The sequence below is a fragment of the Kitasatospora sp. NPDC088391 genome (assembly GCF_044753345.1).
GTDB lineage: Bacteria > Actinomycetota > Actinomycetes > Streptomycetales > Streptomycetaceae > Kitasatospora.
Genome location: NZ_JBIVNB010000009.1, coordinates 37483 through 48695, shown reverse-complemented (window position 1 = coordinate 48695; position 11213 = coordinate 37483). Strand labels below are relative to the sequence as shown.

The 11213-nt window shown below is 73.5% G+C and carries 10 protein-coding genes and 2 pseudogenes; 9 read left to right on the top strand and 3 right to left on the bottom strand.

The window, feature by feature from the left end; genetic code table 11:
* Positions 1-6 precede the first annotated feature (6 nt).
* The gene (locus ACIQBJ_RS25075; RefSeq protein WP_400714733.1) at positions 7-1452 is read right to left on the bottom strand and encodes a DUF2690 domain-containing protein; all 1446 of its coding nucleotides are present in this window, start codon (positions 1450-1452) and stop codon (positions 7-9) included.
* Positions 1453-1866: 414 nt separating this feature from the next.
* On the opposite strand from ACIQBJ_RS25075, the gene ACIQBJ_RS25070 reads away from it, so the two are divergent.
* The 3 genes from ACIQBJ_RS25070 to ACIQBJ_RS25060 all read left to right on the top strand — a co-directional run bounded on the left by ACIQBJ_RS25070 (position 1867) and on the right by ACIQBJ_RS25060 (position 3795).
* On the top strand, positions 1867-2277 hold the full coding sequence (locus ACIQBJ_RS25070) for a hypothetical protein (protein ID WP_400714730.1): 411 nt from the start codon (positions 1867-1869) through the stop codon (positions 2275-2277).
* A gap of 50 nt (positions 2278-2327) precedes the next feature.
* Positions 2328-3269 (top strand): peptidoglycan-binding protein, encoded by a 942-nt coding sequence (locus ACIQBJ_RS25065; RefSeq protein WP_400714726.1) that lies wholly within the window; start codon positions 2328-2330, stop codon positions 3267-3269.
* A 214-nt stretch (positions 3270-3483) separates the two neighbouring features.
* Positions 3484-3795 carry a hypothetical protein gene (locus tag ACIQBJ_RS25060; RefSeq protein ID WP_400714723.1) on the top strand — a complete coding sequence of 104 codons (312 nt, stop codon included), beginning with the start codon at positions 3484-3486 and terminating at the stop codon, positions 3793-3795.
* 465 nt (positions 3796-4260) lie between these two features.
* Here ACIQBJ_RS25060 and ACIQBJ_RS25055 read toward each other — a convergent pair whose 3' ends face one another.
* Positions 4261-4866, bottom strand: a complete 606-nt coding sequence (locus ACIQBJ_RS25055; protein WP_400714720.1) for a hypothetical protein — start codon at positions 4864-4866, stop codon at positions 4261-4263.
* A gap of 130 nt (positions 4867-4996) precedes the next feature.
* On the opposite strand from ACIQBJ_RS25055, the gene ACIQBJ_RS25050 reads away from it, so the two are divergent.
* The 5 genes and pseudogenes from ACIQBJ_RS25050 to ACIQBJ_RS25030 all read left to right on the top strand — a co-directional run bounded on the left by ACIQBJ_RS25050 (position 4997) and on the right by ACIQBJ_RS25030 (position 8849).
* Positions 4997-5269, top strand: coding sequence for a hypothetical protein (locus ACIQBJ_RS25050; protein WP_400714717.1), 273 nt, complete (start codon positions 4997-4999; stop codon positions 5267-5269).
* Between the two features lie 93 nt (positions 5270-5362).
* Positions 5363-5680, top strand: a complete 318-nt coding sequence (locus ACIQBJ_RS25045; RefSeq protein WP_400715306.1) for a histidine kinase dimerization/phosphoacceptor domain-containing protein — start codon at positions 5363-5365, stop codon at positions 5678-5680.
* 42 nt (positions 5681-5722) lie between these two features.
* Complete coding sequence (locus ACIQBJ_RS25040) at positions 5723-6043, top strand: ATP-binding protein (protein ID WP_400714714.1); 321 nt, start codon at positions 5723-5725, stop codon at positions 6041-6043.
* A pseudogene (locus tag ACIQBJ_RS25035) lies at positions 6040-6575 on the top strand (response regulator). The gene ACIQBJ_RS25040 and the pseudogene ACIQBJ_RS25035 overlap by 4 nt, the downstream one beginning before the upstream one ends.
* Before the next feature lie 144 nt (positions 6576-6719).
* Complete coding sequence (locus tag ACIQBJ_RS25030; protein ID WP_400714711.1) at positions 6720-8849, top strand: tetratricopeptide repeat protein; 2130 nt, start codon at positions 6720-6722, stop codon at positions 8847-8849.
* On the opposite strand, the gene ACIQBJ_RS25025 is transcribed toward ACIQBJ_RS25030, so the two are convergent.
* Positions 8833-10590, bottom strand: coding sequence for a hypothetical protein (locus ACIQBJ_RS25025; protein WP_400714708.1), 1758 nt, complete (start codon positions 10588-10590; stop codon positions 8833-8835). The two genes, ACIQBJ_RS25030 and ACIQBJ_RS25025, sit on opposite strands and share 17 nt — an antisense overlap.
* A 170-nt stretch (positions 10591-10760) precedes the next feature.
* On the opposite strand from ACIQBJ_RS25025, the pseudogene ACIQBJ_RS25020 reads away from it, so the two are divergent.
* A pseudogene (locus tag ACIQBJ_RS25020) lies at positions 10761-11213 on the top strand (transposase); the annotation flags it as partial.

Genomic DNA, 11213 nt, shown 5'->3' with positions numbered 1-11213 from the left:
CGCGGTTCACTCGCCTTCGCGCCGCTCGCCGCGGCCGACCCGCACCCGCAACTCGGCATCGACTCGCTGAAACTGCTCGAACTCGCCACCTGGGGCGAACAGCAGACCGGCCACCGTGTGCCGGACGCGACCGTGTTCGCCGCCGCCGGCGACCTGGAGACGTGCCTGGCGTTGGCGGTGTCCCTGCACAACCTGGGCCTGGTGGCGGCCTGGGCCGGACGCCGCGACGAGGCGCTGCTCGCCGCCGCCGAGGCCGTCGACCTGTTCCGCGGCTGCCTGCACCGACAGGTTCTGGCCCTGTCGGAACAGGGTGGGTTCCGGACCTCGTCGCGACGCAGGACCTCGAAGGCGTCCCGGCGCTGCCGGGCGCCGGTCCTGTTCGACCGGCCGCTGAGGCGGCGGGCACGGGACAGTTGCAGTCCGGTTTGAACGGGTGCATCGCCGGTCGGCGGCCACGGTGTGTCGGCCGTGGCCGGAGGGCGATGGAGTACGACGGCCGAGGCGTACCGGCTGGCCGTTTACCGCGAGTGCGCTTGTCCGGTTGCTGCGGAGCGCATGCTGTTTCAGCGACCCTGGACGGTTGTCCTGGGCTGGGGAGAGGAGGTGCCCGGGAGGGGCGTCGAGCAGACGGTGCCTCTGGATTGGACGACTGCACAAGGCCCGGTCGCCGGCGGGTACGGGCGCCTGCACCATCTTGGTGTGGGTGGTGTGCCCGGACTGCTGGCGGTACTCCTCCAGCTCGGGCGGGCTGCCCTCCGTCCCGAACACCTGGATCCTGTCCCCGGGCGATCCGCCGTCCATTCGAGCCCAGCCCGCCCGGCAGGACGGGCTGTAGCGCAGTTCGACGAACACGCCGAAATCCCGCCCGTCGGCGGTGGTGACGGCGTCGTACTGGCAGACCGTGTTCGAGGGATCCGTGTGCAGGCAGGTGATGCCGGAACAGGAGGCTGTCTCCTTCGCGGACGACGCTGCGGACGAGTTGGCAGGCGGGGCCGCCTGGTTCTTGTGCCCCGCCGGGTCGGAGCGGCCCCACACCGCGTAGGCGCCGCCGCCGACAGCGACGAGTACAAGGACGCCCCCGAGCCACAGAAGCCGCTGTCGGCGGGCAGTCGGGTGGGAGGTGCCGGTGGGCGGCTCGGGGGCGGGCTGCTCGGCCTTCTCGCCGCCGCGGTTCTCCTGCTCGGCCCTCGCGCAGATGCCGAGCGCGTGTTCGAGGTCAGTGGCAGGGCGTCCGTAGTGTTCGACGAGGAGGCGAACGACCTCCCGTGACGGGACATGGACGCCGGCCTCGTACTTGGACACCATCGGCTGGGTCAGAGCAACTCTGCTTGCCACCGATGCCTGGGAGGGCTTACCCGGGGCGTCGTAGCGCCACCGGTTCAGCAGTTTCCCCAACTCCACGCGTGCGGTGGTGGGCGGCTCGGACTTGTCGGCATCTCGGCTGTGCGGCATTGCGGTGTACCACTTTTCGCCTCGATCTGCGCATAGTCGTAGGTCATGGCCCATGCATAGGCTCGAATTCTTCCGCATTGGCCAACGGGGGCCACAGCGTAGAGACCTGATGCTCCGTCATGCAACATTGGTGGTCAGCCGGTGAAGACAGCCCGGCGCCTCCTGTCCAACGCCTGCCGGGCCTGCTGTGCCATGCCCGAGTGCAGACGCGTACCCGAAGGAATGACAGTGCAGAACGGAACGCAGAACCACCCCCGCATCGGCCTCGCCCACGCCCCGTCCGCACCCGTGCCGCCCAGGCCCGTGTTCGCCCCATCTGTCCCGCTCGGCCAACCCCTGCCCCTCGGCGCCCCGGCCGGGGCGCTGCCTCGGTCGGTGTTCCGGACACGGGGCGCGCTGATCGTTTCGACCGCCATGAACCTCCTCCTCGCCATGGGGGCGCTCCTCCAGGCCCAGGCGCTGCGCGACTCCTTCGCCCAGTACGAGGATGCCTGGTACGCGGGCGCCGTCCACGGCCAAGGCCAGGCCGCGCAGGCTGGGGTGCAGTTCGCGCAGCTCGCCCTGGTGTGGGCCGCCCTGCACGCCGTCGCCGCCGTCGTCCTTGCCGCCCGGGCCTCGACCGGCCGCAGCACGTTGCGCTCCGCCACCGTCGCCTTCGGCATGTGGCAGTGCCTGATCGGCGTGCTCACCCTCGCTGTCGCCGGAGCGGGGACCGGCGCCGGAGCCGTCGTACGGGCGCTGGGCGCCCTTGCCAGCGGCGCCCTGATCGCTTACCTCGCCACCCGCCCCGACGCCGTCGCCTGGTTCAACCGCCCCCGCTGCTGATTCTCTCCCTGCCTTCCGCCGGAACGCCATGCCAAGAAGAAGGAATGATCATGACCAAGGACAGCACCCGCAGCCTCGCCTCGATCCTGCGCCGCTCCGAGAAGACCACCACTGACACCACCGGAACCGACACCATCGGGTCCAGTGTCCGCAGCCGCCGCAGGAAGGCCGTCACCACCGCGGCCGGCCTGCTGCTGCTCGCCGCCACCGCGACCGCCAACGCCGCTGGTCCCTCCTCCCTGTTCGACCGGGCCGGCACCGGCAGCGACCGGTCCATCGCGGCTTCCAACACCATGGTGCTGCGCAGCGGTTCGAAGGGCCAGGCCGTCAAGGATCTCCAGCGCGACCTGAACCGCAACGGCCACCACCTGACGGTCGACGGCATCTTCGGCCCCGAGACCGAGGTCGCCGTCACCGCTTTCCAGCGCGCCCACCGCCTGACCGCCGACGGCGTGGTCGGTCCCGAGACCCGCGCCGCCCTCGTCGCTGCTGACTACAACAACCGGTCCTCGACCGGGTACTTCCTGGAGTTCGACAAGAACTGGGAGAACCCCCAGGACTCCAGGCTCTCCCTCGTCCACGACGGCAAGGGGGTCAAGAGCTACCGGGCCGGTTCGGGTGTCGGCGTCACCGACGAGTGCGCCAGTAACCGGGGCTGGCTGCCCGACGGCACCTACAGGGTCGAGGGCCACGAGACCCACCATGACAGCTCCAAGATCAAGGGCCACGCCATTCGGCTGCAGGACAAGACCTGCCGGCCGAAGGCCGGGCATCAAGCCGTCACCCGCGGCGCCCTCTACATCCACAGCGAGATGCGAAGCGACGGCACCCAGGCCCCCGACACCCCGCACCACGACGACCCCTGGCGCTGGGACGGCGACACCGACTACAAGTCCGCCGGCTGCATCAAGCTCTCGCCCGAGAACATCAAGGATCTCTTCAACCGCCTCGACCAGGCCAAGTGGCCCGCGCTGACCCTCCACGTCCGCTGATCCGTACGACCGAGGGCCCCGGCAGCTCGCTGCCGGGGCCCGTGCACGGATGCTCTCCCCAGTCCTGCCCATCCCCGGTACGGATGTCTCCGACACGCTGTCGCCGTGGGTGCGGGGCAGTCCGTTTCCGGCCGACCTGGCCGGTTCCACCGCCGGGGAGCCACTGTCCGGGCGATACTCCGCCCAACGATTCCTCGGAGACAGGGGAGAACCAGTGGCGTACGACCCGGTGAACATGCTGAAGGACACCGTGAAGCGGGTGGCAGAAGCGGCCGACGACCTGGGGAGGGGAGAAATCGTGTGGAGCAGGGCCTCGGACGCGGCGAACACCCTGGAGCAGTTGGAGGAGCTCGCGGCCGGGCTGGCTGGGCTCCTGGCACAGACGGACGCCCTGGTGCGGCTCGCCCCCGGGCGCGGGGCGGAGGAGGCGTCCGGTCTGGTGCGTGAGGCCGTGGCCGCGGCCGCACTGCTCCAAGAGCGGGTCGGCAGGGCACGCGAAGCGGTCGGCGCCGTCCGCTTCGGGTAGGCCCATCCGGGGGACAGGTGCGCCGGGAGGAGGTATCACAGCCGGCGGTTCTGGCACCCGGGGCACCGTTTGTCTGCAGGACGGACGCCGCAGGAGGGGACGGCAGTTTGCGGCCGGGACCCCGTTGCGAGGTTTTAGGGCCAGTACCGGACAGGAAGCCCTCCGGCCGAGCCGCGGCCTTCCGGATCGCCGAGCAATACGGGGCGATCGAGAGACAGCCCGATGCCGATACCACGCCGCTGGCGTGACCGGGCAGGTCCGAGGTCACGGGCGATGCCGAAGGGGGTGATACGCCTCCAGCCAAGCCGGCCCCGGGGGCATGCCAAAATGGGAAGCGATCTTCCTGTTGGTGGGAAGTGGTGCGGCAATGGTGGTCAACGCCCCAGGTCAGAGCGATCCGTGAACGGCTCACCAACGAAATCCCACCCGGGAAACCGGGTGGGATTTCTGTTTTCCACCGGACCGTCAGGCCTGTTCCGGGCGGGCCGGGCCGGTGCGGCGGCGGTAGTAGGCATGGGTGACGGCGCCGACCAGGGCGGGCCAGGCCAGCAGCGGCAGGTAGCAGGCCAGGAAGAGCATCTGCGACCAGCCGCCGACCTCCAGGTGCGAAGCGTGAGTTCCCGCGGGGCCGACCAGTGGGGTGAAGTGGACGTGGAACAGGACCGGGTTCAGGAAGAAGTAGGCGCCCAGCAGCACCAGCAGGGCCGCGCCGACGGTCGCCGGGACCACCGCGGCCCCGACCGGGACGCGGCGTCCGCCCAGCAGGGGCAGCCGGCGCGGGAGGACCTCGCCCCAGGGTTTGACCAGACCCGTCGTCAGCAGCGCGAACCCCTCGGACACCGCGGACAGGAGGAGGGCGTAGAGGTACTCGGAGAGGTGGGCGTGGCGGCCCGGGTGCTCGGAGTGGCCGACCCCGGCCAGTCCGGCGGTCATCAGCAGCCGCCAGACGCCGGAGGGCAGCACCACCAGCGGAACCGCGTGCGCCGCGAGCACGGCCCAACGGGGGGTGCCGGGAACGTACTTCGGCTGCGCGGGGCCGGCGGTCGGTCGGGCCGACTGGTTCACTGTCATGCCCCGAAGCCTGGCCCGGCGGCTGACGCCGGGACAGATGCCTTCGGGCACCGGGAGTCCGGCCGGACGGCCGCCGGCCGTGCCGAAAGACACATGTGCGGCCGGTGTCCGCCCGCGTACCGTCGAAGCCGTGTCGATCACCATGCTGACGGCCGTCCTGTCCGGCGCGGCCGCGCTGCTCGTCCACGCGGGCCGGTCGCGTCCGCTGGTCGCCCGGGTCGGCGGGGCCGCCGCGGTGTCGCTCCTCGTGACGGTCGTCCACCCTGGGGGCACGGCCAGCCTCGGGCCGGGCACGGCGGGCACCCTGGAGGCGCTGGCGCTGCTGGCCTGCTGGTGCCGACCGCGCGCCACGCCACGCCGCCGCAGGCGATCGTCGCGGGCACGCTGCTCCACCTCGCGGTGACCCTGTGGGTGCTGCGGGCCTGGACCACCGACTCGGTCCGCGGCGTCGTCGGCGCCTGCGTGTTCTGGTCGCTGCTGGCGACCGGCGCGGCGGCTGAACCTGGCCCGGGACCTGCACGACTTCGTTGCCCACGACGTGAGCGAGATGGTCGCGCAGGCGCAGACCGGCCGGTTCCTCGGGGAGGCCGATCCGGGCGTCGCGCTCGACGCGCTGCGGCGGATCGAGGAGGCCGGTCTGCGGGCGCTGGCCGCGATGGACCGCACCGTGCACATGCTCCACGGGCCGGACAGGCCGGACAGGCCGGACAGGCCGGACAGGCCGGACGCCGATCCCCGGCACGCGCCCAGCGGCCTGGACGAGCTGCCCGAACTGGTTCGCCGTTTCCGCGAGTTGAGCACAGGCCGGACCTAACTCGCCCTCGCCCCGGGCCTGTTCGACCGGGTGAGCCGCGAAGTGTCCAGCACGGCGTACCGGGTCGTGGTGGAGGCGCTGACCAATGTGCGCCGCCACGCGCCCGGCACCGACGTGACCGTGACGCTGGACCGATCGGCGGCCGCCCTCACCGTCGAGGTCGGCAACGGCGCCCCGGCCGGAAGGCCGCAGCAGCGCGGCGAACGCGCCGGCGGGCTGGGGCTGCCCGGCCTGGCCGAGCGGGTGGCCGCCCTCGGCGGAGCGCTGACCGCCGGGCCCCGCCCGGGTGGCGGCTGGCGGCCGAACTGCCGCTCACCGGTGGCCCAGCCACCCTCCCGCGCCGGAAAGGCCGAGCCCCGATGAGCGACGCCCGGACGAGCACCGGTCCGATCCGGGTCCTGCTCGCCGACGGCCAGGAGAGCATCCGCAGCGCCTTCCGGATGGTCCTCGACGCCTAGCCCGACATCCAGGTCGTCGGCGAGGCCGCGGACGGCGGCGCCGCGGTCGAACTGGCCCGGCGGCTGCGGCCGGACGTGGTCCTCGCCGACATCCGGATGCCGCGCGTCGACGGGCTCGAACTCACCCGCCTGCTGGCGGGCCCCGGCGCGGCCGACCCGCTCCGGGTGGTCGTGGTGACCACCTTCGACCTGGATGAGTACGTGCACGCCGCGCTCCGCAACGGCACCTGCGGCTTCCTGCTCAAGCGCTCGGGGCCCACCCTGTTGATCGAGGCGGTCCGCGCGGCGGCGGCACCGACGCCGAGATCTCGGCGCACCTCTTCCTCGCCACCGGCACGGTGGAGAACCACGTCGCGAGCGTCCAGCGCAAACTGGGCGTCCGCAACCGCGTCGGCATCGCCGCCTGGGTCTGGCAGCACGGCGTCTGCCGCCCCTGACCGGCCGGGCCGGGACGGCCCGGTGGGCCTGCGCTGCCGGAAAGGCGTGCTGACGGAGGGTGGCGTGCAGGCTACGGTGGGGACCGTCAGGTGGTGCGTGCGGGCGGCGGGGCCGGCCGGGCGCGGTTCTGGGGGGTGCGGGGCATGATCGATCCGCTGTCGGTCACGGCGGTCACGGGGGTGCTGGGCGCGGTCGGTTCGGCGATGGCGGGCGAGGCCGGGAAGTGGGCCTGGGAGTCGATCGGCAACCTCGCCCAGCGGGTGACCGGCCGTCAGGTGCCCGCCCCCGACGGGGCCGAGGAGCGCGAGGAACTGGCCCGGCTGCTGGTCGAGGGCGCCCGCAGCGACCCTGCCCGGGCCAGGGCGCTGGCCGCCTGGGTGAACGGCCTGGCGGACGCGGGCCCGGCCCCGGCCGTCGCGGTGCCGCGCCTGTTGCCCGCCTCCACCCGTTACTTCACCGACCGCAAGGGCCCGCTCGCCGAGCTCGACCGGGAAGCCGGGCGCAAGGCCGACGGCCGTCCCCGGCAGGCGCTGCTGCACGGCCCCGACGGCATCGGCACCAGTGCGGTGGCGATCCACTGGGGCGCCCGCGAGGCGCACCGCTTCCCCAGCGGCCAGCTGTACGCCGACCTGCGCGCCGCCGGGCCGCAGGGCGCCGTCGACCCGGCGACCGTGCTGCGCCGCTTCCTGCGCAAGCTCGGTGTTCCCGCCGACCAGGTCCCGCCCACCGTCGAGGGGCGCGCCGAACGCTTCGCCGAACTGCTCGCCGGTCGGCGGCTGCTGGTCGTCCTCGACCACGCCCGCTCCGCCGCCCAGGTCCGGCCGCTGCTCACCGCCGCCCCCGGCGTGCTCACTGTTGTCACCGCCCGCCGCCCGCTGGCGGGCCTGGACGCGCTGAACGTCGCGGTCGGCCCGCTCGCCGACAAGGACGCCCGGCGCCTGCTCACCGACCTGGCCGGAAAGCACGCCGTCGGCGCCGCCAAGGCTGCCCTGCCCGGCGTCCTGGAACGCTGCGCCGGCTCGCCGTACGCACTGCGCGCCGCCGCCCCCGTGCTCGGCGAGGCCGCGCCGTCGGCCCTCGCCGGCCGGGCCTTCACCGACCCGGTGGAGGCCGCGGCCGCCGACCGCTACGCCCGGCTCACTCCGAATGCCGCTCTGGTGCACCGCAGTTGCGCGCTCCGCCCATGGCCCGCGCTGGACGCCCGGGCCGCCGCGGCCGCCGCCGGACTGACCGCGGCGGAGGCCGCCGAGGCGCTCGACGAACTCGCCGCCGCCGGACTGCTGGAGACCGCCCTCGACGGCCGCCACCGCCAGCGCCCCGCCGTCCGCCGACAGGCCGAGGAGTTCGCGGTGCGGGAGGACGGACTCGCGGCCTGCGCCGCCGCACTGCACCGCACCGTCGACCACTACCTGCGGCTGGCCGTAGGTGCCGATCACGCGGCGCTCCCGCAGCGCTGGCACCTCGGGCCGCTGTACGCCGAGATCGGCCCCGACGGCCACCCGGACGAGGCCGCGGCGCTGGCCGTGCTCGGCGCCGAACTGCCCAACCTGGTCGAGGCGGTGGCCGCCGCCGAGGAGTCGGCCGCCCCCGGGACGGTCTGCCAGCTGGTCGAGGCCCTGTGGGCCGTCCAGCTGAAGGCCGGGCGGCACGACGAACTGCTGCCCGCGCTCCGGGCCGGCGCCCGGGCCGCCGGGACACCCGGCACCGAACCGCGGACGGCCGCCCGGATGCACGTCCAACTCGCCCTCGCGCTCATCGAACTGCAGGAGAACGACGAGGCCGAGCGGCAACTGCTCCGAGCCGCCGCGGCGGAGGAGGCGGGCGGCCACCTGCGCGGGCGGGCCACCGCGGTGGAGACGCTCGGCCTGCTGAGGCTCCGTCAGTGGCGTTGGGACGAGGCGCTGGACTGCTTCGAGCGGGCGGCCGGTCTGCTCGACGGCATCGGCGCGGGCGACCCCGGGCAGGCCGACCTGCCCCGGGCCCGCGCCCTGCTGCACCGGCACCGGGGCCGGGCACTGCGCGGGCTGGGCCGGTTCGAGTCGGCCGCGACCTCGATCGAGGAGGCGGTGGCGTTCTTCCGGGGCACCGGCGAGGACTACAACCTCGCCCGGGCGCTGACCGACCTGGCGCAGACCCTGATCGACCAGCGGCGCGGGCCGGACGCGCTGCCGCTGCTGGACGAGGCCGCCGCCCTGCTGGAGCGGGGCGGCGCGACCTTCCAGCAGGTGCCGCTCCGGGTGCTGCGTGAACTGTCCGTCAACGAGCCGGAGTGACCGTCACCCGGTGATCGGTGCCGCCGGAGCGCACCGTCAGCACGCCGGGTCGCAGGTCCGCGGCGAGCAGGGCGGAGGCCGCCGCAGCCGGGTCGATCCCGTCGGGGGTGCCGGTCAACTCCACTACCGCGCCCGAGCGGTGGCGCACGGTACAGGTGGCGGGGCCGGTCACCTGCACCGCCAGCGTGCACGACCGGTACCGGGACAGCGTCTGCCCGGCCCACAGCGGCGGCGGGCCGAGCCGAGGGTCGTCGGCGCTCCCGTGCCGGACGATCACGTCGGCGAGGGCCAACGAGCCCGGGTCGAGGGTGTCCTCGTGCACGACGAGGTGGGCCTCGCCCGGCCCCGCCGGTTCGTAGCGGGCCGCCGCGAAACGCCGCACCTCGACCGCGCCGTCCGCCCCCGCGCCGGTCAGTACCCGGACCGGGGTCGTCACCTCGGGCGGCTGGTGCGCGGGCAGCGGCAGCGGGTCCAGCAGCGCCGGTCCGTTCGGTTCGGGCAGGTCGAGGGTCCGGTAGAACAGTGAGCGCAGCAGGGCCGCCGATCCGCCCGGAGCAGAAGTCGTCAACCCGGCCGGACCGGAGGGCACTTCGCCCTTGGCGATCAGTTCCTCCAGTTGCGGGCCGAGTGCGGCGTACGGGTCCAGCTTCGGCGCCGCCCGGACGAACGCCGCGACCTGCGACCCGTCGTCGATCACGGATGCCCCGGTCGCGGCCAGCAGCACCGGGGTGCCCAGCGCCGCCGCGTAGTAGCTCACCGACCCGAAGTCGCCCACCACGGCATCCGCCGCGACCAGCGCCTGCCGCCAGTCCGCCACCGGATCCACCAGTGTCACCCCCGCCCGGTGCGCCCCGTCCAGCCACAACCGGACCTGCCCCGGGCCGTGCCCGTGCCACACGTTCGGGTGCAGCACCACCGCCACCCGGTACTCGTCCAGCGGGAGTTCCGGCAGCCGGGCCAGCAGCAGTGGCAGCACGTCGTCCGGGCCGCCGTCCCCGAACAGCGAGGTCGGGTTCCAGGTCGAGTTCAGGACCAGCAGTCGCTGGCCGGACCGCACCCCGAGCGCCCGCCGGAACGCGTCACGGCGGGGGAGAGCAGCGAGGATCCGGTCGAAGCACGGGTCACCGCCCAGCACTGCCGTGTGCGCGGCCTCCGGGCACGCCGCAGCGAGCCGGTCGAGCTGATCGGGGTGGGAGAGCACCAGTGCATCGGCGATCGGTTCTCCCCGCTCGTCGAGCAGCCATTCCGGCGACATCCCGAACGTGGGCACCCTCCCGGCTCCCGGCTCCCGGCTCCCGGCTCCCGGCTCCCGGCTCCCGGCTCCCGGCTCCCGGCTCCCGGCTCCCGGCTCCCGGCTCCCGGCTCCCGGCGTTGCTAGCTTCTTATTGTAGCCGACACCGTGCGAGAGGACAGTCAACTTGCCTTTAATGTCCTGGAGTTGGCCGCCGAAGCTGGCGGATATCGCCAGGTCGGGCGCGAGGGCGAGGGCCTGGTCCCACGGCAGGACCGGGACGCCGAGCGAGGCGAGGAGCTCCGGGAGGCCGGAGCGGAAGGCCGAGGTGCCCGGGCAGGTGGCCGTCAGTTGGACGCGCAGGTCGTCGCGGAACAGGTGGACGACGTCGAGCAGCCGGGTCGCCGAGGTGACGTTGTGCACCACCAGCAGCACTTGGCGGCAGCCGCTGCGGGTGGTCCACCGCGCGGAGTCCGCGCCGACCGGCACTGTGATCCACTCGCCCAGCAAACCGTTCCTCCGCGATCATCCCGCTGCCGCCCTGACAGCTTAACGACCGGAGGGCACTGGGTGAGCATGGTCCGGCTTGGAGGATTGACGAGATACTGACTTCGGCGCGTCAGGGTGAACTGTGTGGAAGTCCCTGATGGGCGTGGTGTGCTGACGGTATCTGGTGGTGTGTGAGATACGCGGATGGTGGCGGGCTGACCGTCACGGGACGGCTGCGCCGGGAGTCTGTTCGGATGCAGGCCGCCGAGCTGTTCGAGCAGAGGGTCAAGCCGGCAGAGGTGGCTCGGCGTCTGCGGGTGAGCGTGAAGTCGGCTTATCAGTGGCACCAGTTGTGGCGCGAAGGCGGCGTCGAGGCGCTGAACTCCCGCGGCCCCGGCGGGTCACGGTGCCGCCTGTCTCCGCGCTGCCTGGAGAAACTGTCCGCGTATCTGGAGCAGGGGCCGACGGCGCAGGGCTGGGTGGAGGACCAGGTGTGGACCGCTTCGCGGGTGGTCACGCTGATCGGGCGGAAGTTCCACGTCACGTACAGCGTCTCGGGCGCCACACGGCTGATGCACCGGCTCGGCTTCAGCCCGCAGGTCCCCGCCCGCCGGGTGGCCGAGCGGGACGAGCAGGCTGTCGCC

Excerpts from the sequence above, each read along its gene's own strand:
- ACIQBJ_RS25075 (WP_400714733.1), bottom strand. The coding sequence starts at position 1,452 with ATGCCGCACAGCCGAGATGCCGACAAGTCCGAGCCGCCCACCACCGCA.
- ACIQBJ_RS25030 (WP_400714711.1), top strand. The coding sequence starts at position 6,720 with ATGATCGATCCGCTGTCGGTCACGGCGGTCACGGGGGTGCTGGGCGCG.
- ACIQBJ_RS25055 (WP_400714720.1), bottom strand. The coding sequence starts at position 4,866 with ATGACAGTGAACCAGTCGGCCCGACCGACCGCCGGCCCCGCGCAGCCG.
- ACIQBJ_RS25070 (WP_400714730.1), top strand. The coding sequence starts at position 1,867 with ATGAACCTCCTCCTCGCCATGGGGGCGCTCCTCCAGGCCCAGGCGCTG.
- ACIQBJ_RS25065 (WP_400714726.1), top strand. The coding sequence starts at position 2,328 with ATGACCAAGGACAGCACCCGCAGCCTCGCCTCGATCCTGCGCCGCTCC.